Raw genomic sequence first — 24,858 nt, forward strand, 5'->3', positions numbered from 1 at the left:
CATGTCCGACCGGTCGGGATCACACAGCGCCGATCCGCCGTCCTGCGCGGACCGCGACGCCTCAGTCACGCTACGCTCACAAGGATTCCGACTCACACACAAGTCCTCCAGCACTTCACGGCAGAACGGCTCAAGGCACCACATGCCCCAGCACACCTCCGGGTCTGACCGCGCGGCAGTACCACCGGCTGCGCGTGGCACTGTGCGCCCCACCGCCCCGTCCTCGCTCGACGAGTTGTGGCGTTCATACAAGTCCACGGGCGACGAGCGGTTGAGGGAGCAGTTGATCCTGCACTACTCGCCGTTGGTGAAGTACGTAGCGGGCCGGGTGAGTGTGGGCCTGCCCTCCAACGTCGAGCAGGCGGACTTCGTCTCCTCGGGGGTGTTCGGACTGATCGACGCGATCGAGAAGTTCGACATCGAGCGCGCGATCAAGTTCGAGACGTACGCGATCACCCGCATCCGGGGCGCGATGATCGACGAACTCCGCGCGCTGGACTGGATCCCGCGCTCGGTGCGCCAGAAGGCGCGGGCGGTGGAGCGTGCCTACGCCACGTTGGAGGCCCAGCTGCGGCGCACCCCCTCCGAGCCGGAGGTGGCCGCGGAGATGGGCATCGCACTGGAGGAACTGCACGCGGTTTTCAGCCAGTTGTCGCTGGCGAACGTGGTGGCGCTGGAAGAACTGCTGCATGTCGGCGGCGAGGGCGGCGACCGGCTGAGCCTGATGGACACGCTGGAGGACACGGCCGCCGACGACCCGGTGGAGGTCGCCGAGGACCGTGAGCTCAGACGGCTGCTCGCCCGAGCGATCAACACGCTTCCGGAACGCGAGAAGACGGTCGTCACGCTCTACTACTACGAGGGCCTCACTCTCGCCGAGATCGGCAATGTCCTCGGAGTCACCGAGAGCCGCGTGAGTCAGATCCACACGAAATCGGTGCTGCAACTGCGCGCGAAACTGGCCGACGCGGGGCGCTGAGACCGCGGGCGCCCGACGCGGGTGAGTCCGCTTCGGCCATCGGGCGGAGCCGTACGCACCCTCTCGAACACGGGTCGCCGTAGAGTGGACGCGTGCCCAGGATTCGAGCGGCCTCCGTGGCCGAGCACCGGACCATGCAGCGCGGCGCCCTCCTGGACGCCGCCCGCTCCCTGCTGTCCGAGGGCGGTACGGAGGCGTTGACCTTCCCCGCCCTCGCCGAACGCACGGGTCTCGCCCGGTCCTCCGTCTACGAGTACTTCCGCTCCCGGGCGGCCGTCGTCGAGGAACTCTGCGCCGTCGACTTCCCCGTCTGGGCGGCCGAGGTCGAGAGCGCGATGGAGCAGGCCACCACGCCCGAGGGCAAGATCGAGGCCTATGTGCGCCGACAGCTGGACCTCGTCGGGGACCGCCGCCACCGAGCGGTCGTCGCGATCTCGGCGAGCGAACTGGACGCGGGCGCACGCGAGAAGATCAGGGCCGCGCACGGCGGGCTGATCGCCATGATCGTCGAGGCACTCGGCGATCTCGGCCATGAACAGCCGCGGCTGGCGGCGATGCTGCTGCAGGGCTCGGTGGACGCCGCGGTCCGGCGTATCGAACTCGGCGTGGCGGAGGGGCCGGCCGTGATCGCGGACACCGCCGTGGCCATGATCCTGCGAGGCGTGCGAGGCGTGCGGGACTGACGTCGGCGCCCTGCCGCGGCGACGACGGGCAGAGCGGCGGAGACGGCGAGTCCGTTCCCGGCCCCGTCGGCGGAGGGCCGGGGCTCCGGCACGCCGAACACCGGCAGCAGCCGGGACGGCCCCCGTCGCAGCAGCGCGGGCGGCAGCAACGAGAGCGGATCAAGATACGCGTCACCGCGCCGCAGCCCCCAGTGCAGACAGCCCGACGTGCAGTGGAAGGGGCCCGCCTCCACGATCCCCACGGCCTGTCCCGCCGTCACCCGCTCGTCCTTCGCGACCGTTGCGCGCACCGGCTCGTACGTGGTCCGCAGCGGTGGATCGCCGGTCCCGGCCACCTCGACCGCCACCACCCCGCGCCCCGCCACACGTCCTGCGAACGAGACCCGACCCGAGGCCGCGGCGAGCACCCGCGTGCCCGGCCCGGCGGCGAGATCGATCCCGCGGTGGCCCCGCCCGTAGGCGTCGGCGGGCGGCTCCCACCCCCGTGCGACCACGGGCCGCCCGGCGAGCGGCCACGACCGCGCACCGTCCGGCCCGGGCGCCGGTACGGGTGCGGGAACGGGCACCGGGGGTGAGGGCGTGGGTGGAGGCGCCTCGGCTGCCACGACCCGCGTGCCGCACAGCACCGCGAGAAGAGCGACCACCACGAGCGCGGCCGTACGCAAACGCAGTCCGTGCCCGAGGCGGGGCGAGGTCGGATCCGTTGTGCATCGCATGGCAGAACCGTCCCGCGCCGCACCGGATCGCGGGGATCATGAACCGGATCTGTGGACTACCGACCGGTTGTGGACAGCGCCGTCACCCGGCACCCGACCCGTCCCGTACACTTCCTATGGCGATCCGGGTCACCGGGTCGACTTCGCACGCCCCGCCACCTCCCTCTCTGCGGACGGTGGCCGCGCTCCTCGGTCCCTCGTGGCACGGCGCGTCGGGGCGTCAGGCGCGACAGCAATCCTGCGGTCGCGACAACCGAGCACCTCAAGGAGTACGGCCATGGCCGTCGTCACGATGCGGGAGCTGCTGGAAAGCGGCGTCCACTTCGGTCACCAGACCCGTCGCTGGAACCCGAAGATGAAGCGCTTCATCTTCACCGAGCGCAACGGCATCTACATCATCGACCTGCTCCAGTCGCTGTCGTACATCGACCGCGCCTACGAGTTCGTCAAGGAGACCGTCGCGCACGGCGGCTCCATCATGTTCGTCGGTACCAAGAAGCAGGCCCAGGAGGCCATCGCCGAGCAGGCGACGCGCGTCGGCATGCCGTACGTCAACCAGCGTTGGCTCGGTGGCATGCTCACCAACTTCTCCACCGTCTACAAGCGCCTTCAGCGTCTGAAGGAGCTCGAGCTCATCGACTTCGAGGACGTGGCCGCCTCCGGCCTCACCAAGAAGGAGCTCCTGGTCCTCTCCCGCGAGAAGGCCAAGCTGGAGAAGACCCTCGGTGGTATCCGCGAGATGCAGAAGGTGCCGAGCGCCGTCTGGATCGTCGACACCAAGAAGGAGCACATCGCCGTCGGTGAGGCGCGCAAGCTCCACATCCCGGTCGTCGCGATCCTCGACACCAACTGCGACCCCGACGAGGTCGACTACAAGATTCCGGGCAACGACGACGCGATCCGCTCCGTCACCCTGCTCACCCGCGTGATCGCCGACGCCGTCGCCGAGGGCCTCATCGCCCGCTCCGGTGCCGCCACCGGTGACTCGAAGCCGGGCGAGAAGGCCGCTGGCGAGCCGCTCGCCGAGTGGGAGCGCGACCTGCTCGAGGGCGACAAGAAGGCCGACGCCGAGGTGCAGTCCTCCGCCGAGACCGAGAAGGCCGCCGAGACCGAGAAGGCCGCGGACGCCGAGAAGCCGGCCGAGGCCGCTGCCGAGGCTCCGGCCGCGGACGCCGAGCAGGCCTGACACCCGTCACGGCTGATGACGGCGGGGGCGGGTGCCACAAGCATCGCCCCCGCCGTTCACCCGTAGATCTTTCAGACTTCGAGAGAGAAACACAGACTCATGGCGAACTACACCGCCGCTGACGTCAAGAAGCTCCGCGAGCTGACCGGCGCCGGCATGATGGACTGCAAGAAGGCGCTCGACGAGGCCGACGGCAACGTCGACAAGGCCGTCGAGGAGCTCCGTATCAAGGGTCAGAAGGGCGTCGCCAAGCGCGAGGGCCGTTCTGCCGAGAACGGCGCCGTCGTCTCCCTCATCTCCGAGGACAAGACCTCCGGCGTTCTGCTCGAGCTGAAGTGCGAGACGGACTTCGTCGCCAAGGGCGAGAAGTTCCAGACCGTCGCCAACACGCTCGCCGCCCACGTCGCCGCGACCTCCCCGGCCGACCTGGCCGCGCTGCTCGCCTCCGAGATCGAGGCCGGCAAGACCGTCCAGGCGTACGTCGACGAGGCCAACGCCAACCTCGGCGAGAAGATCGTCCTGGACCGCTTCGCGCAGTTCACCGGCGGTTATGTGGCTGCGTACATGCACCGCACGATGCCCGACCTCCCGCCGCAGGTCGGTGTCCTGGTCGAGCTCGACAAGGAGAACGCCGAGGTCGCCAAGGACGTCGCGCAGCACATCGCCGCCTTCGCTCCGAAGTACCTCAACCGCGACGAGGTCCCGGCCGAGACGGTCGAGAACGAGCGTCGTGTCGCCGAGGCCACCTCTCGCGAGGAGGGCAAGCCCGAGGCCGCCCTTCCGAAGATCGTCGAGGGTCGCGTCAACGGCTTCTTCAAGGAGGTCGTCGTCCTGGAGCAGGCGTTCGCCAAGGACAACAAGAAGTCCGTCCAGAAGGTTCTGGACGAGGCCGGTGTCACCCTGAAGCGCTTCTCGCGCATCAAGGTCGGCATCTGAGTCCGTCCGCGAACCACGGTGGACCCCGATAGGGTCTAGTGCAGTCGTCGGCCGCACACATGCCGTACGACCGCAGATCTGACGAGGAGGCCATTGCCGCAGGGGAACACCAGACCCACCGGCAATGGCCTTCTTCGTATGTGCACGAGGAGAATCTCCATGAACAAGGGCGCGGACGCCGCAAAAGGTGACCACAAGCGCGACGACGGCAAGGTGCCCGGACGCTTCATGCTGAAGCTGTCCGGAGAGGCGTTCGCCGGCGGCGGGGGTCTCGGTGTCGACCCCGACGTCGTGCACGCCATCGCCCGGGAAATCGCGGCAGTCGTCCGCGACGGTGCGGAAATCGCGGTCGTCATCGGCGGCGGCAACTTCTTCCGCGGTGCCGAGCTCCAGCAGCGCGGCATGGACCGGGCCCGGTCCGACTACATGGGCATGCTCGGCACGGTCATGAACTGCCTGGCGCTCCAGGACTTCCTGGAGAAGGAAGGCATCGACTCGCGCGTCCAGACCGCCATCACCATGGGGCAGGTCGCGGAGCCGTACATCCCCCTGCGCGCCGTGCGCCACCTGGAGAAGGGCCGCGTCGTCATCTTCGGCGCCGGTATGGGGATGCCGTACTTCTCCACCGACACCACTGCCGCCCAGCGCGCCCTGGAGATCGACGCCCAGGGGCTGCTGATGGGCAAGAACGGGGTGGACGGGGTCTACGACTCCGACCCGAAGACCAACCCCGACGCGGTGAAGTTCGACGCGCTCGAGTACAGCGAGGTGCTCGCCCGCGATCTCAAGATCGCCGACGCCACCGCCATCACGCTCTGCCGCGACAACCAGCTGCCGATCCTCGTCTTCGAGCTGACCGCGACGGGCAATATCGCCCGTGCGGTCAAGGGTGAGAAGATCGGCACGCTCGTGAGTGACCAGGGCACCCGGACCTGAGAACCGGGGGACCTTCCCGGGAAGCGACGGGAGGGTCCGGGGCCTGCCGGGAACACCCCGGTACAGGTGCCGAAGGATGGACAACGGCCTGCCGGTCGGACACCGTGCAGGTGAGGACGCGACGCAGGACCCGCCGGGCCCGAGCAGCCGGGCCCACTCAGACACGCAGGAGCACGTGGTGATCGAAGAAACCCTCCTTGAGGCCGAGGAGAAGATGGAGAAGGCCGTCGTCGTCGCGAAGGAGGACTTCGCCGCGATCCGTACCGGCCGTGCGCACCCGGCGATGTTCAACAAGATCGTCGCCGACTACTACGGCGCGCTGACCCCGATCAACCAGCTCGCCTCGTTCTCGGTGCCCGAGCCGCGCATGGCCGTCGTGACGCCGTTCGACAAGAGCGCGCTGCGCAACATCGAGCAGGCCATCCGTGACTCGGACCTGGGCGTCAACCCGAGCAACGACGGCAACATCATCCGGGTCACCTTCCCGGACCTCACCGAAGAGCGTCGTCGCGACTACATCAAGGTCGCGAAGTCGAAGGCCGAGGACTCGAAGATCTCCATCCGGGCCGTGCGCCGCAAGGCCAAGGAGACCCTCGACAAGCTGGTCAAGGACAAGGAGTCCGGCGAGGACGAGGTGCGTCGCGCGGAGAAGGAGCTCGACGACACCACCGCGAAGTACGTCGCACAGGTCGACGAGCTGCTCAAGCACAAGGAAGCCGAGCTGCTCGAAGTCTGATGAACGACTCTTCCCGGGGCGCCCCACAGGGAGCCGGTCGCTGGGGTGCGCCCGAGATGCAGGCCGCCCCGGCGGGTCCTGCATACGATGTGCATGACGCCCAGCAGACTCGGCCCATGCCCATCGTGCCGGACGTTCCCGACGCAGGTAGAGACGCTGACGACCGTGATGACCGGGACCAGGGGGCCGCACGCCTGAGCGGCGGCCCCCTGTTTCGTGACGAGAAGCCGCAGGAGCTCATGTCCACCGCGCCACCGCCCCCGCAGAAGAAACGTGCGGGCCGTGATCTGCGAGCCGCGATAGGGGTCGGTGTGGGGCTCGGCGCCGTCATCGTCGCCTCGCTGTTCATCGTGAAGGCCGTCTTCGTCGGTGTGATCGCCGTCGCCGTCGTCGTGGGGCTCTGGGAACTCACCTCACGGCTGGAGGAGCGCAAGGGCATCAAGGCGCCGCTCGTTCCGCTTGCGGTCGGTGGCGCGGCGATGGTGGTGGCCGGATATGCCCGCGGCGCCGAGGGTGCCTGGGTGGCGATGGCACTGACCGCGCTCGCGGTGCTCGTCTGGCGGATGACCGAGCCGCCGGAGGATTACCTCAGGGACGTCACGGCCGGCATGTTCGCCGCGTTCTACGTGCCGTTCCTGGCGACCTTCGTCGCGATGCTCCTGACCGCGGACGACGGGCCGCAGCGGGTGCTCACCTTCCTGCTGCTGACCGTGGTCAGCGACACGGGCGCGTACGCCGTCGGCTGGCGCTTCGGGAAGCACAAGCTCGCGCCGCGCATCAGCCCCGGAAAGACCCGCGAGGGGCTGTTCGGGGCGGTCGCCTTCGCGATGGTCGCCGGCGCGCTGTGCATGCAGTTCCTGATCGACGGCGGTTCCTGGTGGCAGGGACTGCTGCTGGGGCTCGCGGTCGCGGTCAGCGCCACCCTCGGTGACCTGGGCGAGTCGATGATCAAGCGGGACCTCGGTATCAAGGACATGGGCACGCTGTTGCCGGGGCACGGCGGAATCATGGACCGGCTGGACTCGCTGCTGCCGACCGCCCCGGTGGTCTGGCTGCTGCTGGTGCTGTTCGTGGGTTCCGGCTGATCCGCGAGATCCACCTTCCTGACCTGGGCATTCACGTGTGAGGGTCCGTCGTCCACAGGGCGGCGGGCCCTCATCGTTCTGTCTGCGACACTGGATGGACCATGCCTAAGCCAGGAGAACTCACTTTCGTCGCGCCCCGCGGAGCCAAGAAGCCGCCGCGGCACCTCGCCGACCTCACACCCGCCGAGCGCAAGGAAGCGGTCGCCGCGATCGGCGAGAAGCCGTTCCGCGCCCAGCAGCTCTCGCAGCACTACTTCGCGCGGTACGCGCACGACCCGGCCGAGTGGACCAACATCCCGGCCGGTTCGCGGGACAAGCTCGCCGAGGCGATGTTCCCCGACCTGATGTCCGTGGTCCGCCACATCAGCTGTGACGACGACACCACGCGCAAGACGCTGTGGAAGCTGCACGACGGGACGCTCGTCGAGTCCGTTCTGATGCGCTACCCGGAGCGGGTGACGATGTGCATCTCGTCTCAGGCGGGATGCGGGATGAACTGCCCGTTCTGTGCGACGGGGCAGGCCGGTCTCGACCGCAATCTGTCGACCGCCGAGATCGTTCACCAGATCGTGGACGGCATGCGGGCCCTGCGCGACGGAGAGGTTCCCGGAGGCCCGGCACGGCTCTCCAACATCGTCTTCATGGGCATGGGCGAGCCGCTCGCCAACTACAACCGGGTGGTCGGCGCGATCCGTCGGCTGACCGACCCGGAGCCGGACGGCCTGGGGCTCTCGCAGCGCGGGATCACCGTCTCCACCGTGGGGCTGGTGCCCGCGATGCTGCGCTTCGCCGACGAGGGTTTCAAGTGCCGTCTCGCCGTGTCCCTGCACGCCCCGGACGACGAACTGCGCGACACGCTCGTCCCCGTGAACACGCGGTGGAAGGTGCGCGAGGTGCTGGACGCGGCGTGGGAGTACGCGGAGAAGTCCGGCCGCCGCGTTTCCATCGAGTACGCGCTGATCCGGGACATCAACGACCAGGCGTGGCGCGGTGACCTGCTCGGCCGGCTCCTCAAGGGCAAGCGGGTGCACGTCAATCTGATCCCGTTGAACCCGACGCCCGGCTCCAAGTGGACCGCCTCGCGGCCCGAGGACGAGAAGGCCTTCGTCGAGGCGATCGCGGCCCACGGGGTGCCGGTGACGGTGCGGGACACCCGCGGCCAGGAGATCGACGGAGCCTGCGGACAGCTGGCGGCGGCCGAGCGCTGAGGCCGGGGCGGCCCGTGTAACCTGGGCCTGAAATCAACTTCATATTCCGACAGGGGAGCGCCACAGCGCTGAGAGTGCGGCACCGAGGACAGGTCGTCCGCAGACCCTCTGAACCTCGCCCGGGTCATTCCGGGTAGGAAGTTCGGTCATCAACTCATGCTGTTGCGCCCTGCCCGCATTGCGCGGGCGGGGCCGCGTCTCTTCCTGGCCAAAACCCAGGAGGAATCCACAATGAGCACCACACGCAGAACCAAGCAGCTCGCGGCGACCGCTGCCGCTGCCGCGCTCGGCGTCACGGCACTGGCCGGATGCGGGAGTTCCGACAAGTCCGCCTCCGGTTCCGGGGGCACGAAGGGCTCCGGCTCGAAGACCGTGACGCTCGTCAGCCATGACTCCTTCAACGCCTCCCCCGACGTGCTGAAGGAGTTCACCAAGGAGACCGGCTACACCGTCAAGGTGCTGAAGAGCGGCGACGCCGGTGTCGCGCTCAACCAGGAGATCCTGACCAAGGGGTCCCCGCGCGGCGATGTGTTCTTCGGCGTCGACAACACCCTGCTCTCCCGGGCCCTGGACAGCGGGCTCTTCACGCCGTACGAGGCGAAGGGTATCGACCGGGTGGCGGCCGACACGCGGCTGGACGGCACCGAGCACCGGGTCACCCCGATCGACACCGGCGACATCTGCGTCAACTACGACAAGAAGTACTTCGCCGACAAGAAGCTGGCACCGCCGCGGTCCTTCGACGACCTGGCGAAGCCCGCGTACAAGAACCTCCTCGTCACGGAGAACGCCGCGACCTCCTCGCCCGGCCTCGGCTTCCTCCTCGGTACCGTCGCCACCTACGGCGACAAGGGCTACCAGGACTACTGGAAGAAGCTGAAGAGCAACGGCGTCAAGGTCGTCGACGGCTGGGAGCAGGCCTACAACGAGGAGTTCTCCGGATCCGCGGGCGGCCGTAAGGCCAAGGCCGACCGCCCGTTGGTCGTCTCGTACGCCTCCAGTCCGCCGGTCGAGGTGCTCTACGCGAAGCCGCAGCCGGCCGAGGCCCCCACCGGCGTCGCCACCGGGACCTGCTTCCGGCAGATCGAGTTCGCCGGTCTGCTGAACGGCGCGAAGAACGAGGCGGGCGGCAAGGCCTTGCTGGACTTCCTGATCAGCAAGCGGTTCCAGGAGGACATGCCGCTCAACATGTTCGTGAACCCGGTCACCAAGGGTGCGGAACTGCCGGAGCTCTTCACGAAGTTCGGCGCGACGATCGACAGGCCGACGACCGTCGCCCCTGATCGGATCTCCAAGAACCGTGAGCAGTGGGTCCAGTCGTGGTCCTCGCTCGTAGTGAAGTAGCGAAGACTCCCGTACGCGGATCGGACGCGGGCGGGAAGGGTGCGCACGAGGAGCCGCGCGGCCGTTTTGGGCGCGTGGACCCGGTGCGCGCGAAGGCGTGGCGCGGGAGCGCGGTGCGGCTCGGCCTGATGGCCGTGCCCGTCGCGTTCTTCGCGCTGTTCTTCGCCTACCCCGTCACCGCCATCGTCGCCCGCGGGCTGAAGACGGACGGCGTCTGGCAGTTCGGCCGGATCGGCGAGGTGCTGACCCGGCCGGACATCCGTGACGTCCTCTGGTTCACCACCTGGCAGGCGCTCGCCTCGACCGCGCTGACCCTGCTGATCGCGCTGCCCGGCGCCTATGTCTTCGCCCGTCTCGACTTCCCCGGGAAGCAACTGCTGCGGGCGGTCGTCACCGTTCCGTTCGTCCTGCCCACCGTCGTCGTCGGGACGGCCTTCCTGGCGTTGCTGGGACGCGGCGGGTTCCTCGACCAGCTCTGGGGCGTACGGCTCGACACCACGGTCTGGGCGATTCTGCTCGCCCACGTCTTCTTCAACTACGCGGTGGTCGTGCGGACCGTGGGCGGGCTGTGGTCACAGCTCGACCCGCGGCAGGAGGAGGCCGCCCGGGTGCTGGGCGCCGGACGGTTCGCCGCCTGGCGGCGGGTCACCCTGCCGGCCCTGGCACCCGCCGTGGCCGCCGCCGCGCTGATGGTCTTCCTCTTCACCTTCACCTCCTTCGGGGTCGTGCAGATCCTCGGCGGTCCGGGCTACGCCACGCTGGAGGTGGAGATCTACCGGCAGACCGCCCAACTGCTCGCCCTGCCGACGGCCGCCGTACTGACGCTGGTGCAGTTCGCCGCCGTCGGAGCGATCCTCGCCGTGCACGCGTGGACCGTACGGCGCAGGGAGACCGCGCTGAAGCTGGTCGATCCGGCACGGACCGCCCGCAGGCCTCGTGGTGCCGGGCAGTGGTCGCTCCTCGGCGGGGTGCTGCTGACCGTGCTGCTGCTGATACTGCTGCCGCTCGGGGTACTGGTGGAACGCTCGCTGGACACTCCCGGGGGCCATGGCCTGGACTTCTACCGTGCCCTGCGGTCCGTGGACGCGGGCGGCGGTACCTTCCTCGTCGCGCCGCTCGAAGCGATCCGGAACTCACTGCAGTACGCCCTGGTCTCGACGGTCGTCGCGCTGGTCGTCGGCGGGCTCGCCGCCGCGGCGCTGACCCGGCGCGCCGGGCGGCTCGTCCGCGGCTTCGACGCTTTGCTGATGCTGCCGCTCGGGGTCTCCGCGGTCACCGTCGGCTTCGGCTTCCTGATCACGCTGGACAAGCCCCCGCTGGACCTGCGGACTTCATGGATCCTGGTGCCGCTGGCCCAGGCGCTGGTCGGTGTGCCCTTCGTCGTACGGACGATGCTGCCGGTCCTGCGGGCGGTGGACGGCCGGCTGCGGGAGGCGGCGGCGGTGCTCGGGGCGTCCCCGCTGCGGGCCTGGCGGGAGGTCGATCTGCCCTTGGTGCGACGCGCGTTGCTGGTCGCGGCCGGCTTCGCGTTCGCCGTGTCGCTCGGTGAGTTCGGCGCGACGGTGTTCATCGCGCGGCCCGACCGCCCGACGCTGCCGGTCGCGGTGGCCCGCCTGCTGGGGCGGGCCGGGGAGCTCAACTACGGCCAGGCGATGGCGCTGAGCACCATTCTGATGGTGGTCTGCGCCGTCTCGCTGCTGCTGCTCGAACGTATCCGTACCGACCGATCCGGGGAGTTCTAGGGATGCTGACACTGGAATCGGCCACGGTTCGCTTCGGTGAGCGGGCAGCACTCGACAGGGTGGATCTCGACGTCGCCGAGCACGAGATCGTGTGCGTGCTGGGGCCGAGCGGGAGCGGCAAGTCGACCCTGCTGCGGGTGGTCGCCGGGCTGCGTCCGCCGGACGGGGGCCGGGTGCTGCTGGACGGCGCGGACCAGGCCGGGGTGCCGGTGCACCGGCGTGGTCTCGGCCTGATGTTCCAGGACCACCAACTGTTCCCGCACCGGGACGTCGGCGCGAATGTCGCCTTCGGGCTGCGGATGCGTGGGATCTCGCGGCGGAACCAGGAGCTCAGGGTCGCGGAACTCCTCGACCTGGTGGGCCTGCCCGGCGCGGAGCGCCGGGCCGTCGCCGCGCTGTCCGGCGGTGAGCAGCAGCGGGTGGCCCTCGCGCGGGCCCTCGCCCCGCGCCCCAAGCTGCTGATGCTGGACGAGCCGCTCGGCCAGCTCGACCGAGGCCTGCGCGAGCGGCTCGTCGTCGAACTGCGGACGCTCTTCGGACGGTTGGGCACGACGGTGCTCGCCGTCACCCATGACCAGGGCGAGGCGTTCGCCCTGGCCGACCGGGTGGTGGTGATGCGCGAAGGCCGGATCGCGCAGGTGGGCACCCCGCTGGAGGTCTGGCAGCGGCCGGCGTCCGCCTTCGTCGCCCGGTTCCTCGGTTTCGACAACGTGGTGGAGGCGACGGTGTCCGGCACGGCCGCCGACACGGTGTGGGGCAGGGTCCCGGTGGCCGAGGGCTCGCCGCAGGGGGCGTGCGACCTGCTGGTGCGTCCCGCCGGGGTCCGGATCGGTGCCCCGGACGAGGGGCTGCGCTGCACGGTCGGGACGCGTACGTTCCGGGGCAACCACGTCGCCGTACGGCTGATGCCGGAGCACGGTCCGGTCCTGGAGGCGGAGTGCGCGCTGCGGGACGCGCCCGAGGAGGGCGCGACGGTGGGGGTCGGCTTCGACGCGACGGAGACCGTCGTGCTGCCCGCCGTTCTCTGACCGGTCGTGCGGCCGGCGCCGGCCGTGGCCGCGTTCACTGGACCGGCCGAGGCGCGTCCGGCGCTCCGGTCCGCCCCTTTCCGGTCTCCGGAACTGCCGGAGCGCGCCGGGTGGAAGGCGCGCGCCGGGTCGGAGCAGTGGTCTGCGTGCAAGCTGGGGGAGGAGACGCGCCAGGTCCGGAAGGATTCCGGGAAGGACGGGAACAATGACCGAGTCAGCACGCGAGGGCATCGACCTCACCCGCGTCCTCGACGCCCCGCGGGAACGGGTCTTCGAGGCCTGGACGACACCCGAGCACTTCGCCGCCTGGTACGGCGGGGACGCCGAGGTCCCGCTCGACCGGGTGTCGATGGACGTCCGGCCGGGCGGCGCCTGGAGCCTGGTCATCGTGGTGCCGGGTACCGAGATGCCCTTCCACGGGGTGTACCGGGAGGTGGTAGCCCCCGAGCGGCTGGTCTTCACGCTGAAGGACGCCACCGCGCCCGCCGATGCCGAGGGCGAGACCGTCACCGTCACTTTCACCGACCGCGGCGGCAAGTCCACCGAAATGGTCTTCACACAGCGCGGCGGCAACCTCACGGCCGAGCAGTACGCGGCGGCCGAGGACGGCTGGGACGCCTTCTTCGACGCGCTCGTGACCCGGTTGGCCTCGCTCTGAACCGGCCCGGGCCGCCGGCCCGCCGGGCGGGCGGCCACGGGCGGCCCCGGCGGCCGTCGCCCGCTCGGTGACCGGGCGGGGTGAACAAGGGCCCGGCGGCCCGGTCCCGGGCAGACGGCGGCGGTTCGAGGACACGACCTCGCCGGACGCGGCGGGCGACCCGGTCCCCGGACAGGGCGGCGCCGATGTCCACGTCTCCCGGCCGACGCGGCGGGAGACGGTGGACTCAGGTCGTCAGCGGCAGTGCCGCCAGCTCGGCGATCAGCCAGGTCAGCGGGGCGAAGACGAGCAGCAGGGCGGCGGCGCGCAGCACCGTCGCGAACCGCAGGGCCGAGACCGGGGCGCCGAGCCGCAGCACCGCCTGCGTCGTCCGGGTGCGGTCCTGCCTCGCCTCCAGCGCCGAGGTCAGCAGCGTCGCCGTCGTACAGCCGAGGACGAGCACCGCGCCGAGTGCCGTGAGCGGACCGAAGGGGCGCGGCCCCGTTCCGTACAGCGCGTAGGCGGCGATCGCCGCGGAGAGCACCGCACAGACCACCCCGAGCGGCCCGCCGATCCGGCGCGCCTCGTCCATCAGCACCCGTCCCGCCAGCAGGCGCACGGCACCGGGGCGCACCGCCTGCAGCAACCGCCCGCAGTGATACGCCAGGCCTGGGCCGGCCATGGCCAGGCCGATCGCCGTCAGCGTCCACCCCGCCAGCACTCCGGCCGGGGTGGCGTCCAGCCTGCCGGGGAGCGGGAGCAGGCTCCGCCCTTCGCCGCCGCTCATGTACGCCTCGACGGCGAGACCGGCCGCGGTCAGCGCCACCCCCCAGGGCAGCCCGGTCGGGGGCGCGGCCGGGGCGGCCGGCTCGGCCACCGGTGGGGTCTTTGCGGAGGCGTCGTCGTCCCCGGCCGCCGTCGCGACCGGTCGGCTGCGCAGCGCCAGCGCGCTCGCCGTCGCCGCGGCCACCGGGACCAGGGCCAGCAGCACGAGCACGCCCGCGAGTGGCAGCGGGGCGTCCGCGTCGAGCATTCCGGCCGCCGCGCCGTCGAAGGGCAGCCCGGACAGATCACCGCGCAGATGCAGGAAGAGCAGCAGCGCCACCATGGACCCGAGGGTGCAGGAGACGGCGGTGGAGACCGCGGCGAGCACGGTGAGCCTCACCGGTCCGAGGCCCACGGCGGACAGTCCGGTGCGCGGCCGGGTACTCGGGTCGGTACGGGCCACCGCGACCGCGAACTGCACGGTGGCGGCCAGCGGGACGAAGCACCACAGCAGCCGCAGCACGGCCCCGGTGGAGTGCGCGGGGTGCCCCGACGCGTAGCCCAGGGCGCACAGCAGCAGGAAGCCGACTCCGGCGGAGGCGGCCGCGACCAGCAGCCGCCGCATCAGGACCAGTGGGTGGGAACCCCGGGCTAGACGGAGAGCGAGCACGCCGAGCGGCCCTCCGCATCGGATACGGCGGGCAGGGCGACGGTGGCGACGCGGCGGCCGTCCAGCAGCGGGACCGTGCGGTCGGCGAGGGCGGCGACCTCCGCGTCATGGGTGGCCAGCACGATGGTGATGCTGTGCGAACGGGCCGCGCTGGTGAGGGTGCGCAGCACATGGGACCGGTCGGTGCGGTGCAGGGTCGCGGTCGGCTCGTCGGCGAAGATCACCGCGGGTGAGGCGGCCAGCGCGCGAGCCACGGCGATCCGCTGGCGCTGTCCCTGGGTCAGGGTGTGCGGTCGCTGCTTGGCGCACCCGCCGATGTCCAGCCGCTCCAGCCACTCCAGGCCCGTCCGCTTCGCCTCCCGGTGCGAGGAGCCGCGCAGCAGCAGCGGAAGAGCGACGTTCTCCCAGGTGTTCAGCTCCGGCACCAGTTGGGGCTCGGGGGCGATCCAGCCGAACCTGTCGCGGCGCAGCCGCTCGCGCAGCCGGGGGCCCATGGTGTGGACGGGGACGCTGTTGAACCACACCTCGCCCTGCTGGGGCACCAGTTGACCGGAGAGGCAGTGCAGCAGGGTCGTCTTGCCGCTGCCCCGGGGGCCGGTCACGGCGAGGATCTCGCCGTCCCGGACACCCACGGAGACTCCGCCGAGCGCGGGTGAGCCGTTGTGGGAGTGCTGCAGGGAACGTGCCCAGATCACGTCGTTGTCCGGCGGGGCCACCATGGCGTACACCTCGGTTCAGATCGTAATTCCCTTCCCCCGTACGGGGGAACGAAGAGGGGGCCGATCGGTCACTCGGCACCGTAGGGATTCGAACCGCGGTGTGGGCACAGCACACGGCCCGGATGCGCCCCTTCCCACTCGAATGGGCTCATCCGGGCCGTGCGGACCGTATGAAACGACCGGCGGAGGCCGGTCGAATGGTGGTCAAGCGAGGGCCAAGCCCTGGGGGCCGTCCGGCCGATCGCGGCCGGACGACCCCCGGTCCGCCGACAGACGGCCGGGCCGTCGTACGGCTGTCCGATCCGTGGTCGGACAGCCGGACGAAGAGCGTCGGTCAGAGCTTGGTCCACGCCTCGGTGAGGACGGTCCGCAGAATGCCCTCGATCTCGTCGAACGTCGACTGGTCCGAGACCAGCGGCGGCGCGAGCTGGACGACCGGGTCGCCGCGGTCGTCGGCCCGGCAGTACAGGCCGTTGTCGTAGAGCGCCTTGGAGAGGAAGCCGTACAGGACGCGCTCGGTCTCCTCGTCGGTGAAGGTCTCCTTGGTGGCCTTGTCCTTCACCAGCTCGATGCCGTAGAAGAAGCCGTTGCCGCGGACGTCGCCGACGATGGGCAGGTCGAGCAGCTTCTGCAGCGTCGTGAAGAAGGCGTTCTCGTTGTCCAGGACGTGCTGGTTGAGGCCCTCGCGCTCGAAGATGTCGAGGTTGGCGAGGCCCACCGCCGCGGAGACCGGGTGGCCACCGAAGGTGTAGCCGTGCAGGAAGGTGTTGTCACCCTCGTAGAACGGCGCGGCGATGCGGTCCGAGACGATGCAGGCACCGATCGGGGAGTAGCCCGAGGTCATGCCCTTGGCGCAGGTGATCATGTCCGGCACGTAGCCGAACTTGTCGCAGGCGAACATCGTGCCCAGACGGCCGAAGGCGCAGATGACCTCGTCGGAGACGAGCAGCACGTCGTACTTGTCGCAGATCTCGCGCACGCGCTGGAAGTATCCGGGCGGCGGCGGGAAGCAGCCACCGGCGTTCTGCACCGGCTCCAGGAAGACCGCTGCGACGGTGTCCGGACCCTCGAAGAGGATCTGCTGCTCGATCTGGTCGGCGGCCCAGCGGCCGAAGGCCTCCGGGTCGTCGCCGTGGATCGGGGCGCGGTAGATGTTGGTGTTCGGCACCTTGTGCGCGCCGGGGACCAGCGGCTCGAAGGGGGCCTTCAGGGCCGGCAGGCCGGTGATCGACAGGGCGCCCTGCGGGGTGCCGTGGTAGGCGACCGCACGCGAGATGACCTTGTACTTGGTCGGCTTGCCCTGGAGCTTGAAGTACTGCTTGGCCAGCTTCCAGGCGGTCTCGACGGCCTCGCCGCCACCGGTGGTGAAGAAGACCTTGTTGAGGTCGCCCGGCGCGTAGTCGGCGAGGCGCTCGGCCAGCTCGACGGCCTTCGGGTGGGCGTAGGACCAGACCGGGAAGAAGCCCAGCTCCTGGCCCTGCTTGTACGCCGCCTCGGCGAGCTCGTGACGGCCGTGACCGGCGTTGACCACGAACAGGCCCGACAGGCCGTCGAGGTAGCGCTTGCCTGCGTCGTCGTAGATGTAGGTGCCCTCGCCACGCACGATGGTGGGAACGGGCGCGGTCTCGTAGTCCGACATGCGGGTGAAATGCATCCACAGGTGGTCGTACGCGGTTCGGCTGAGGTCCTTGCTCACGGCTATCGGGTTCCCCACATATAGGTCTGCTTCTTGAGCTTCAGGTACACAAAGCTCTCGGTGGAGCGCACACCGGGGATGGCCCGGATGCGTTTGTTGATCGTTTCCAGCAGGTGGTCGTCGTCCTCGCAGACGATCTCCACCATCAGGTCGAAGGAGCCCGCGGTCATCACCACGTACTCGCATTCGGCCATGGCCGACAGCGCCTCGGCGACGGGATCGAGGTCGCCGTCGACATTGATGCCCACCATCGCCTGCCGCCGGAATCCCACGGTGAGCGGGTCCGTGACGGCGACGATCTGCATCACGCCCTGGTCGAGCAGCTTCTGAACGCGCTGCCGCACGGCCGCCTCGGAGAGGCCGACGGCCTTGCCGATCGCGGCGTACGGACGACGCCCGTCCTCCTGGAGCTGCTCGATGATTGCGAGGGACACGGCATCGACCGCTGGGGACGATCCGTTCCCTGTCCTGGAGTCTGCGCTGCGACTGGCCACGCATCCACTCTGCACCGGGACTCGTCTGTCTGGCAACCCCAGATCGATGAAATTCGTTGTCTGAGGGGCTTGATCTCACTGAATCCGAAGTTCACGGCGGGTAGGCATGTCGAAAGCGACACCCGAGCGACTACGCTGGTCATCTCATCCACTGGACGTGTCGACAGGAGGGGTGGTTGTGACCACCGAGGTGCGCCGTCTGCGCAACTACATCAACGGAGAGTTCCGGGACGCCGCTGACGGGCGGACCATCGACGTGGTCAACCCGGTGACGGAAGAGGTCTACGCGACCTCGCCGCTCTCCGGCCAGGCCGACGTCGATGCCGCGATGGACGCCGCCGCGGCCGCCTTCCCCGCCTGGCGCGACTCCACGCCCGCCGAGCGCCAGAAGGCCCTGCTGAAGATCGCGGACGCCTTCGAGGAGCGCGCCGAGGACCTCATCGCCGCCGAGTCGGAGAACACGGGCAAGCCGATCGAGCTGACCCGCACCGAAGAGATCCCGCCGATGGTGGACCAGATCCGCTTCTTCGCGGGCGCCGCGCGCATGCTCGAAGGCCGCTCGGCCGGTGAGTACATGGAGGGTCTCACCTCCATCATCCGCCGCGAGCCGGTCGGCGTCTGCGCGCAGGTCGCGCCGTGGAACTACCCGATGATGATGGCCGTCTGGAAGTTCGCCCCGGCGCTCGCCGCGGGCAACACCGTCGTCATCAAGCCGTCCGACACCACCCCGGCGTCGACCGTGCTGATCGCCGAGATCATCGGCCAGATCCTCCCCAAGGGCGTCTTCAACGTCATCTGCGGCGACCGCGACACCGGCCGTGCGATGGTCGAGCACGCGACCCCGGCGATGGCCTCCATCACCGGTTCGGTACGGGCCGGCATGCAGGTCGCCGAGTCCGCCGCCAAGGACGTCAAGCGGGTCCACCTGGAGCTCGGCGGCAAGGCCCCGGTCGTCGTGTTCGAGGACACCGACATCGCCAAGGCCGTCGAGGGCATCTCCGTCGCGGGCTACTTCAACGCGGGCCAGGACTGCACGGCCGCGACCCGGGTCCTGGTCCACGAGTCCATCCACGACGAGTTCGTCGCCGCCCTCGCCAAGGCCGCCGCCGAGACGAAGACGGGGCAGCCGGACGACGAGGACGTGCTGTACGGCCCCCTCAACAACGCCAACCAGCTGAAGCAGGTCAGCGGCTTCATCGAGCGGCTCCCCGCCCACGCCAGGGTCGAGGCGGGCGGCCACCGGGTCGGCGAGAAGGGCTACTTCTACGCCCCGACCGTCGTCTCCGGCCTCGAGCAGGACGACGAGATCATCCAGAACGAGGTCTTCGGCCCGGTCATCACCGTCCAGAAGTTCACGGACGAGGCCCAGGCCCTGGAGTACGCCAACGGCGTCGAGTACGCCCTGGCCTCCTCGGTGTGGACCAAGGACCACGCACGGGCGATGCGGATGTCCAAGAACCTCGACTTCGGCTGCGTGTGGATCAACACCCACATCCCGCTCGTCGCCGAGATGCCGCACGGCGGGTTCAAGAAGTCCGGCTACGGCAAGGACCTCTCCGCGTACGGCTTCGAGGACTACACCCGCGTCAAGCACGTCATGACCTCGATCGAGGACTGACCCTCGATCAGCTGTCGCGTACGGCCCCGGGCTCGTTCCCGGGGCCGTTCCCGTGTCCCGGAACCCGCGGCGGCATCGACAGGGTGTGCGGACGGAGCGGCTGCCGCTGGACGGTTGGTCCATTGCCCGCACCGTCCCCCGACCGGCATCCTGCGCAGGTGCGAGCAACCCCGAAGAACCCCATGTCCCGCCGGTCCCTGCTGCGCGCCTTCGGGGCCACGGCAGTCGGTGCCACACTGGCCGGCTGCGGAGTGCCCGCCGCCTATGTGGCGCCCGGCGACCGCGCCGGACGCGACATCTCCGCGAGCGACCACTCCCTGCACTTCGCGAACTGGCCCCTCTACATCGACACCGATGACAAGAACACCTCGAAGCGGCCCACCCTCGACGCGTTCAGCAGGCGCACCGGGATCTCCGTCACCTATACCGAGGAGATCAACGACAACGACGAGTTCTTCGGGAAGATCAGCCCGGCGCTGATGAACCACCAGGAGACCGGCCGGGACCTGATCGTCATCAGTGACTGGATGGCCGCCCGGTTCGTACGGCTCGGCTGGGTGCAGGAGATGGACCGGACCAAGCAGCCCAACGTCGCCAAGTACCTGGATCCGCAGCTGCGTTCGCCCGCCTTCGACAAGGGCCGGACGCACAGCGTGCCCTGGCAGTCCGGGATCACCGGCATCGCGTACAACCGCAAGAAGCTCGGCCGCGAGATCAAGCACCTGAGCGACCTGTGGGCGAACGACCTGCGCGGCAAGGTGACGCTGCTGTCCGGGCTCGACGAGTCCTTCGCCCTCCTGATGCAGGGCAACGGCGTCGACATCACCCGCTGGAAGCGGGACGACTTCTACCAGGTGTGCGACCAGGTGGAGAAGCTCGTGAGGACGAAGCACATCCGCCGCTTCACCGGCAACGACTACATCAAGGACCTGTCGACCGGTGATGTGCTCGCCTGCCAGGCCTACTCCGGCGACGTCATCCAGCTCCAGGCCGACAATCCGGAGATCGAGTTCGTGGTGCCCGAGGAGGGTGCCGAGCTCTGGGCGGAATCGCTGATGATTCCCAACCTCGCCCGTCACAAGCGCAATGCCGAGAAGCTCGTCGACTACTACTACGAGCCGGAGGTGGCCGCGGAGCTGGCGACCTGGGTGAACTACGTCTGCCCCGTCCCTGCCGCCCGCGAGGTACTGGCCTCCTCCAAGGACGAGGAGACCGCCGCGCTCGCCGAGGACCCGCTGATCTTCCCCGACGACGCCATGCGCAAGCGGCTGGCGATCGCCCGGGACATCACGTCCGAGGAGCGCACCGAGTTCGCGAAGAAGTGGAACGCCGTCGTCGGTCTGTGAGCCGCACCGGGACGGGCCGGCACCGGGTGGCCGGCCCGGTCCCGGGCAGCCGCGTCCGGCGCGGTCCGCGGAAACGGCTGGTGGACGGAGGGCCGGGCGGACGCCGGGCCCCCTCGGTGGCGGAACCGGCGCGGTCCCTCGCGGGACACGGCCGCTCGCGGACGTGGTGTGCCGAGGCCGCCCCTCGGGTCACGCCGAAGGCTTTGCGGCGGTGCGGCGCACCGGGTGCTTGCTCATGATCGACACCCGGTTGAAGGCGTTCATGGTGATCGCCACCCAGATCACCGCCGAGATCTCCTCGTCGGACAGAGCGGCACGCGCCGCGTCGTAGGCGGCCTCCTGCGCTCCGGCGTCCGCGGGATGCGTGGTGGCCTCGGCCAGAGCGAGTGCCGCCCGCTCCCGGGCGGTGAACAGTGCGGTGTCACGCCAGGCGGGCAGCACTCCCAGGCGCTGTGTGGTCTCGCCCGCGCGCAGGGCTGTCCGGGTGTGCAGATCGAGGCAGAACGCACAGCCGTTGAGCTGGGACACCCGTATGTTGATCAGCTCGACGAGTGTCCGGTCGAGGCCGGCCTCGGCGGCGACTCCCCGAACCGCCTCGGCGGTGGAGGTCAGTGCGCGGTACGCCTCGGGGCTCTGCTTGTCGACGAACACGCGCCCGCCGGTGGCTGCCACTGCTGTTTCCGTCACATGAACTCCCTCATCGTGCGAACCCTCGTCGCCCGGCCTATCATCGACCAATGAATGTTGAAAGTGTAACTTTTCTTGGTGGAGGGGTAGCCGCCCGGTGAGCAACACGGAAATCCGTCCCGCCGGTTCGAACGACGGGACCCCCTCGGAGAGCGTGTCGCGACCGGGGATCGAGGTGCTCACCGCACGGGACGTCCCACTGGGCGGCCCCCGCGCGATGACGGTGCGGCGCACGCTGCCCCAGCGGGCCCGGACGTTCATCGGCGCCTGGTGCTTCGCCGACCACTACGGTCCCGACGACGTCGCCCGGACCGGCGGCATGGACGTCGCGCCCCATCCGCACACCGGTCTGCAGACGGTGAGCTGGCTCTTCAGCGGCGAGATCGAGCACCGCGACAGCCTGGGCAGCCACGCGTTCGTCAGGCCCGGTGAGCTGAACCTCATGACGGGCGGCCGGGGGATCAGCCACTCCGAGACGTCCACCCCGCGGACCACGGTGCTGCACGGCGTGCAACTGTGGGTGGCCCTGCCCCAGGAGCACCGCCACGCCGACCGGGACTTCCAGCACTACGTCCCGAGTCCCGTGGAACGGGAGGGCGGTGAAGTCCGTGTGTTCCTCGGCTCGCTCGTCGGCGACACCTCTCCCGTACGGACCTTCACGCCCCTGCTCGGCGCGGAAATCTCCCTTCGGCCGGGCGCCGGCCTGACCTTCGACGTCGACACGGGCTTCGAGCACGGTGTCATCGTCGACAGCGGCGACATCCGGATGGACGGCACGACCCTGCGACCGGCCGAACTGGGCTACGCGGCTCCCGGCCGCGCGACGATCACCCTGACGAACGTCTCCGACGAGGACGCGCGACTGATCCTGCTGGGCGGGCCGCCGTTCCGGGAGGAGATCGTCATGTGGTGGAACTTCATCGGCCGCAGCCACGAGGACATCGTGCAGGCCCGGGAGGCATGGCAGGCCGAGTCGGACCGCTTCGGCCGGGTCGAGGGCTATCCCGGCGACCGGCTTCCCGCGCCCGCGCTGCCCAACGCCGTCATCACCCCGCGGAAGAACCCCGCCCCGCCCACGAAGGAATCACGATGACGGACCAGACCCCCGCACCCATCGTCCGGAACGTCGCCGACCGGCACCGCTACGAGATCCTGGTCGCCGATGAGTCCGCAGGCTTCACGGCGTACCGCGACCGCGGTGAGCAGCGCGTCTTCTACCACACCAAGATCCATGAGGCCTTCTCCGGCCGGGGGCTGGCCTCCCAGCTCGTGCGCGAGGCCCTGAACGACGTACGGGCCGCGGGCAAGCGGGTGGTTCCCGTCTGCCCGTACGTCAAGAAGTTCCTGAGCAAGCACGAGGAGTTCGCGGACGTCACGGACGCCGTGACGCCCGAGATCCTGCAGTGGCTGGACGCGGAGCTGAAGTGACACCGCGCACGGCGTCACCGGCCACGACGCGCTGAGTGCCGCCCGGTGGTACGTCCTCGGGAGGACGTACCACCGGGATGTCGGGCGGAACGCGGTCCGCGGCGGCCGGTCCGCCCCGCCCGCGCCGGTGTCCGGCGCTCCCTCGGGCGCGGACCAGCGGTGTGTCGACCAGATGCTCGGCCAGGAACCACGACTGCAGTTCGCCGGTCCTTATCACCTGTGAGACCAGCAGGTCGTTGGTGCCGTCGTCCTCCGGCCCGGCGGCCCGGGCGGCGGCGTCGTGGGCTTCGACGAGGATGGCCCCATGGGCCTCCAGCAGCCGGGACAGCATCGCCGGCACCTCCTCGACACCGTTCGGAGGCCGGGGGATCGACGTGATCTCCGCCGCGTGCCGGGGTCGCCCACCGCAACCCGCCCCCCTGGGACTTGTCGGTCCTGATCCGCCTCCTGCGGTGCCGTGCTGTGCGTACCCCGGCGACGCCAGGCGCCCGTGCGGGGCAGCGGTTGCCCGGAAGCGCATGCGGTGATGCCTGTCAGTGCACTGTGCACTGTGCCCGGTGTCCGTGCGGTCGTGTCCCGGCGCGATTCGGCACGCCCGGACGGAACGGGGACCGGGCGACGACACGGCGAAGCCGCGCGGACGCGCCCGAGGCGATGCGTCCGCGCGGCAGCCCGGGCCCTTCGTCAGCTCGTCGAGCGCACCGCGTCACGGATCAGCTCGGCGACCTCCTCGGGGCGGGACACGGCCACGGCGTGGGAGGCACCCTCGAGCTCGACGATCGTCGCCCCGGCCCGCTCGGCGCCGAAGCGCTCGACCTCGGGGTTGATCGCCCGGTCCGCACCGGCCACGAGCGCCGAGGAGGGCTTGGTCCTCCACGCGGCGGCCGCGGCCTTCTCCTCGAACGCGGCGATCGCCAGCGGGCGCTGCGTCGTGGCGAGGACCTCGGTGACGGCGGGCGCGACGTCCGCGGCGAGGACCGCGGGGAACACCTCGGGCTCGATGGTGACCTCGACCGCGGGCTCCCGGCCCTCGACGGGGTAGGTCGCCTCCCGCAGGGTGCTGACGAGCGGCGAGAGGGGGAAACGCCCCTGCAACTCACCGAGGCTCTCGCCCTCTTCGAGGACGTACGCCGTGACGTCTTCTCCTTGGTGAAGTGAGGCGGGGCCGCCGCGTCAGCGGTTGTCGAGGGCGGTGCGCAGAGTGCCGACGGCCAGGGTGATGGCGGCCTCGGCGGCGTGGGTCTCGCGCAGGGCGTCGAGCATGACGAAGTCGTGGATGATGCCCTGGAAGCGCACCGCGGTGACGGGGACACCGGCTTCACGGAGCTTGTTGGCATAGGCCTCGCCCTCGTCGCGCAGGACGTCGGCCTCGCCGGTGATGACGAGGGCGGGCGGCAGACCGGTGAGCTGCTCGGTGGTGGCCCGCAGCGGGGACGCGGTGATGTGGGCGCGTTCGGCCTCGTCGGTCGTGTACTGGTCCCAGAACCACTGCATGCCGTCGCGGCGCAGGAAGTAGCCGGTGGCGAACTGGTGGTAGGAGCCGGTGTCGAAGTTCGCGTCGGTGACCGGGTAGAAGAGCACCTGCTGCACGAGCGGGACGTCGCCGCGTTCCTTGGCCATCAGCGTCAGTGCGGCGCTCATGTTGCCGCCGACGGAGTCGCCGGCCACCGCGAGGCGGGAGCCGTCGAGGTTCTTGGACGCGCCCTGCTGGACGATCCAGCGGGCGACGGTGTAGTTCTGCTCGATGGCGACCGGGTAGCGGGCCTCGGGGGAGAGGTCGTACTCGGGGAAGACGACGGCGGCGCCCGTGCCGACGGCGAGTTCGCGCACCAGGCGGTCGTGGGTGTGGGCGTTGCCGAAGACCCATCCGGCGCCGTGGATGTAGAGGATCACCGGCAGGGGGCCCTGCGCACCGGCCGGCCTGACGACACGCGCGCGGACGCTGCCCGTCGGACCGCCCGGGACCGTGACCCACTCCTCGTCGACGTCCGGCTTCGCGATCTCGCCGGACTGCACCTCGTCGACCGCCTTGCGACCCTCGGCGGGCGGAAGGTCGAACAGATAGGGCGGATTGGCGGTCGCTTCGGCGAACGCGGCCGCCGCCGGCTCCAGCACCGGCCGCACCGGCTCCACAACATGGGACATGTCGAACTCCTGAGTTTCCTGTGGTGTGCCGGTCTTTCCGGCGGGACAACCGCGCGGCGGACACAAAGGGTCTG

The 24,858-nt window shown here is 70.1% G+C and carries 22 protein-coding genes, 3 pseudogenes and 1 riboswitch; of the genes and pseudogenes, 16 read left to right on the forward strand and 9 right to left on the reverse strand.

The features are described 5' to 3' along the window. The first annotated feature begins 142 nt into the window (after positions 1–142). The gene (gene whiG, locus ACIRP2_RS34015; RefSeq protein ID WP_361452546.1) at positions 143–979 is read left to right on the forward strand and encodes an RNA polymerase sigma factor WhiG; all 837 of its coding nucleotides are present in this window, start codon (positions 143–145) and stop codon (positions 977–979) included. A gap of 116 nt (positions 980–1,095) precedes the next feature. Next, positions 1,096–1,662, forward strand: a complete 567-nt coding sequence (locus tag ACIRP2_RS34020; RefSeq protein WP_402286706.1) for a TetR/AcrR family transcriptional regulator — start codon at positions 1,096–1,098, stop codon at positions 1,660–1,662. Between the two features lie 80 nt (positions 1,663–1,742). Here ACIRP2_RS34020 and ACIRP2_RS34025 read toward each other — a convergent pair. Further along, positions 1,743–2,378: pseudogene (locus ACIRP2_RS34025) on the reverse strand (murein hydrolase activator EnvC family protein); the annotation flags it as partial. A gap of 277 nt (positions 2,379–2,655) precedes the next feature. Between ACIRP2_RS34025 and rpsB the strand changes: the two are divergent. The 10 genes from rpsB to ACIRP2_RS34075 all read left to right on the forward strand — a co-directional run bounded on the left by rpsB (position 2,656) and on the right by ACIRP2_RS34075 (position 13,237). Continuing rightward, positions 2,656–3,564: a 30S ribosomal protein S2 gene (rpsB, locus tag ACIRP2_RS34030; protein ID WP_404257134.1), complete on the forward strand. Its 909-nt coding sequence runs from the start codon at positions 2,656–2,658 to the stop codon at positions 3,562–3,564. A gap of 99 nt (positions 3,565–3,663) precedes the next feature. Next, positions 3,664–4,500 carry a translation elongation factor Ts gene (tsf, locus tag ACIRP2_RS34035; protein ID WP_351083129.1) on the forward strand — a complete coding sequence of 279 codons (837 nt, stop codon included), beginning with the start codon at positions 3,664–3,666 and terminating at the stop codon, positions 4,498–4,500. Positions 4,501–4,659: 159 nt separating this feature from the next. Then, the gene (gene pyrH / locus ACIRP2_RS34040) at positions 4,660–5,436 is read left to right on the forward strand and encodes a UMP kinase (protein ID WP_351083131.1); all 777 of its coding nucleotides are present in this window, start codon (positions 4,660–4,662) and stop codon (positions 5,434–5,436) included. A gap of 178 nt (positions 5,437–5,614) precedes the next feature. Then, complete coding sequence (frr, locus tag ACIRP2_RS34045) at positions 5,615–6,172, forward strand: ribosome recycling factor (RefSeq protein ID WP_391742882.1); 558 nt, start codon at positions 5,615–5,617, stop codon at positions 6,170–6,172. Then, positions 6,172–7,257, forward strand: coding sequence for a phosphatidate cytidylyltransferase (locus ACIRP2_RS34050; RefSeq protein WP_404257138.1), 1,086 nt, complete (start codon positions 6,172–6,174; stop codon positions 7,255–7,257). Before frr ends, ACIRP2_RS34050 begins: the two co-directional genes overlap by 1 nt. A gap of 101 nt (positions 7,258–7,358) precedes the next feature. Continuing rightward, on the forward strand, positions 7,359–8,465 hold the full coding sequence (gene rlmN / locus ACIRP2_RS34055) for a 23S rRNA (adenine(2503)-C(2))-methyltransferase RlmN (RefSeq protein WP_351083138.1): 1,107 nt from the start codon (positions 7,359–7,361) through the stop codon (positions 8,463–8,465). Between the two features lie 41 nt (positions 8,466–8,506). Further along, a riboswitch (TPP riboswitch) is annotated at positions 8,507–8,623 on the forward strand. A 73-nt stretch (positions 8,624–8,696) separates the two neighbouring features. Then, entirely contained in the window at positions 8,697–9,809 is a 1,113-nt protein-coding gene (locus ACIRP2_RS34060; protein WP_404257140.1) for a thiamine ABC transporter substrate binding subunit, read from the forward strand. Positions 9,810–9,937: 128 nt separating this feature from the next. Further along, positions 9,938–11,551, forward strand: a complete 1,614-nt coding sequence (locus tag ACIRP2_RS34065; RefSeq protein WP_404257237.1) for an ABC transporter permease — start codon at positions 9,938–9,940, stop codon at positions 11,549–11,551. Between the two features lie 2 nt (positions 11,552–11,553). After that, complete coding sequence (locus ACIRP2_RS34070; RefSeq protein WP_404257142.1) at positions 11,554–12,579, forward strand: ABC transporter ATP-binding protein; 1,026 nt, start codon at positions 11,554–11,556, stop codon at positions 12,577–12,579. A 205-nt stretch (positions 12,580–12,784) separates the two neighbouring features. Further along, the gene (locus ACIRP2_RS34075) at positions 12,785–13,237 is read left to right on the forward strand and encodes an SRPBCC domain-containing protein (protein WP_404257144.1); all 453 of its coding nucleotides are present in this window, start codon (positions 12,785–12,787) and stop codon (positions 13,235–13,237) included. A gap of 226 nt (positions 13,238–13,463) precedes the next feature. Here ACIRP2_RS34075 and ACIRP2_RS34080 read toward each other — a convergent pair whose 3' ends face one another. The 4 genes from ACIRP2_RS34080 to ACIRP2_RS34095 all read right to left on the reverse strand — a co-directional run bounded on the left by ACIRP2_RS34080 (position 13,464) and on the right by ACIRP2_RS34095 (position 17,560). Continuing rightward, positions 13,464–14,651 (reverse strand): hypothetical protein, encoded by a 1,188-nt coding sequence (locus tag ACIRP2_RS34080; protein ID WP_404257146.1) that lies wholly within the window; start codon positions 14,649–14,651, stop codon positions 13,464–13,466. Then, the gene (locus ACIRP2_RS34085) at positions 14,633–15,370 is read right to left on the reverse strand and encodes an ABC transporter ATP-binding protein (protein ID WP_404257148.1); all 738 of its coding nucleotides are present in this window, start codon (positions 15,368–15,370) and stop codon (positions 14,633–14,635) included. The genes ACIRP2_RS34080 and ACIRP2_RS34085 overlap by 19 nt, the downstream gene beginning before the upstream one ends. A gap of 334 nt (positions 15,371–15,704) precedes the next feature. Next, a complete protein-coding gene (locus ACIRP2_RS34090; RefSeq protein ID WP_404257150.1) occupies positions 15,705–17,084 on the reverse strand; it encodes an aspartate aminotransferase family protein in 1,380 nt (459 codons plus the stop codon). Next, positions 17,069–17,560, reverse strand: a complete 492-nt coding sequence (locus ACIRP2_RS34095) for an Lrp/AsnC family transcriptional regulator (RefSeq protein WP_176740396.1) — start codon at positions 17,558–17,560, stop codon at positions 17,069–17,071. The genes ACIRP2_RS34090 and ACIRP2_RS34095 overlap by 16 nt, the downstream gene beginning before the upstream one ends. Before the next feature lie 178 nt (positions 17,561–17,738). Between ACIRP2_RS34095 and ACIRP2_RS34100 the strand changes: the two genes are divergently transcribed. Next, on the forward strand, positions 17,739–19,178 hold the full coding sequence (locus ACIRP2_RS34100) for a gamma-aminobutyraldehyde dehydrogenase (protein ID WP_404257152.1): 1,440 nt from the start codon (positions 17,739–17,741) through the stop codon (positions 19,176–19,178). A 182-nt stretch (positions 19,179–19,360) separates the two neighbouring features. Beyond that, complete coding sequence (locus ACIRP2_RS34105; protein ID WP_404257239.1) at positions 19,361–20,524, forward strand: PotD/PotF family extracellular solute-binding protein; 1,164 nt, start codon at positions 19,361–19,363, stop codon at positions 20,522–20,524. 189 nt (positions 20,525–20,713) lie between these two features. Here the strand turns inward: ACIRP2_RS34105 and ACIRP2_RS34110 are convergent, their stop codons facing one another. Then, the gene (locus ACIRP2_RS34110; RefSeq protein WP_404257154.1) at positions 20,714–21,211 is read right to left on the reverse strand and encodes a carboxymuconolactone decarboxylase family protein; all 498 of its coding nucleotides are present in this window, start codon (positions 21,209–21,211) and stop codon (positions 20,714–20,716) included. 97 nt (positions 21,212–21,308) lie between these two features. On the opposite strand from ACIRP2_RS34110, the gene ACIRP2_RS34115 reads away from it, so the two are divergent. Together ACIRP2_RS34115 and ACIRP2_RS34120 are read left to right on the forward strand one after the other, a co-directional pair. Then, positions 21,309–22,304, forward strand: a complete 996-nt coding sequence (locus ACIRP2_RS34115) for a pirin family protein (protein ID WP_404257156.1) — start codon at positions 21,309–21,311, stop codon at positions 22,302–22,304. Beyond that, complete coding sequence (locus ACIRP2_RS34120; RefSeq protein WP_404257158.1) at positions 22,301–22,639, forward strand: GNAT family N-acetyltransferase; 339 nt, start codon at positions 22,301–22,303, stop codon at positions 22,637–22,639. Before ACIRP2_RS34115 ends, ACIRP2_RS34120 begins: the two co-directional genes overlap by 4 nt. Before the next feature lie 145 nt (positions 22,640–22,784). Here ACIRP2_RS34120 and ACIRP2_RS34125 read toward each other — a convergent pair. From ACIRP2_RS34125 to ACIRP2_RS34135, 3 genes and pseudogenes are all read right to left on the reverse strand, one after another. Then, positions 22,785–23,327, reverse strand: a pseudogene (locus ACIRP2_RS34125) (ferritin-like domain-containing protein); the annotation flags it as partial. Further along, a pseudogene (locus ACIRP2_RS34130) lies at positions 23,324–23,776 on the reverse strand (alpha/beta fold hydrolase); the annotation flags it as partial. The pseudogenes ACIRP2_RS34125 and ACIRP2_RS34130, both read right to left, overlap by 4 nt. A gap of 36 nt (positions 23,777–23,812) precedes the next feature. Continuing rightward, the gene (locus tag ACIRP2_RS34135) at positions 23,813–24,784 is read right to left on the reverse strand and encodes an alpha/beta hydrolase (RefSeq protein ID WP_404257160.1); all 972 of its coding nucleotides are present in this window, start codon (positions 24,782–24,784) and stop codon (positions 23,813–23,815) included. Between the last annotated feature and the right edge of the window lie 74 nt (positions 24,785–24,858).

Origin of the sequence: Streptomyces sp. NPDC101194, from assembly GCF_044767885.1 — a bacterium.
Lineage (GTDB): Bacteria > Actinomycetota > Actinomycetes > Streptomycetales > Streptomycetaceae > Streptomyces.

Bases quoted from the DNA above. Each gene is read 5' to 3' on its own strand.
- whiG (WP_361452546.1), top strand. From the start codon at position 143: ATGCCCCAGCACACCTCCGGGTCTGACCGCGCGGCAGTACCACCGGCT.
- rpsB (WP_404257134.1), top strand. From the start codon at position 2,656: ATGGCCGTCGTCACGATGCGGGAGCTGCTGGAAAGCGGCGTCCACTTC.
- tsf (WP_351083129.1), top strand. From the start codon at position 3,664: ATGGCGAACTACACCGCCGCTGACGTCAAGAAGCTCCGCGAGCTGACC.
- pyrH (WP_351083131.1), top strand. From the start codon at position 4,660: ATGAACAAGGGCGCGGACGCCGCAAAAGGTGACCACAAGCGCGACGAC.
- ACIRP2_RS34050 (WP_404257138.1), top strand. From the start codon at position 6,172: ATGAACGACTCTTCCCGGGGCGCCCCACAGGGAGCCGGTCGCTGGGGT.
- rlmN (WP_351083138.1), top strand. From the start codon at position 7,359: ATGCCTAAGCCAGGAGAACTCACTTTCGTCGCGCCCCGCGGAGCCAAG.
- ACIRP2_RS34060 (WP_404257140.1), top strand. From the start codon at position 8,697: ATGAGCACCACACGCAGAACCAAGCAGCTCGCGGCGACCGCTGCCGCT.
- ACIRP2_RS34065 (WP_404257237.1), top strand. From the start codon at position 9,938: ATGGCCGTGCCCGTCGCGTTCTTCGCGCTGTTCTTCGCCTACCCCGTC.
- ACIRP2_RS34070 (WP_404257142.1), top strand. From the start codon at position 11,554: ATGCTGACACTGGAATCGGCCACGGTTCGCTTCGGTGAGCGGGCAGCA.
- ACIRP2_RS34075 (WP_404257144.1), top strand. From the start codon at position 12,785: ATGACCGAGTCAGCACGCGAGGGCATCGACCTCACCCGCGTCCTCGAC.
- ACIRP2_RS34085 (WP_404257148.1), bottom strand. From the start codon at position 15,370: ATGGTGGCCCCGCCGGACAACGACGTGATCTGGGCACGTTCCCTGCAG.
- ACIRP2_RS34105 (WP_404257239.1), top strand. From the start codon at position 19,361: ATGTCCCGCCGGTCCCTGCTGCGCGCCTTCGGGGCCACGGCAGTCGGT.
- ACIRP2_RS34120 (WP_404257158.1), top strand. From the start codon at position 22,301: ATGACGGACCAGACCCCCGCACCCATCGTCCGGAACGTCGCCGACCGG.
- ACIRP2_RS34135 (WP_404257160.1), bottom strand. From the start codon at position 24,784: ATGTCCCATGTTGTGGAGCCGGTGCGGCCGGTGCTGGAGCCGGCGGCG.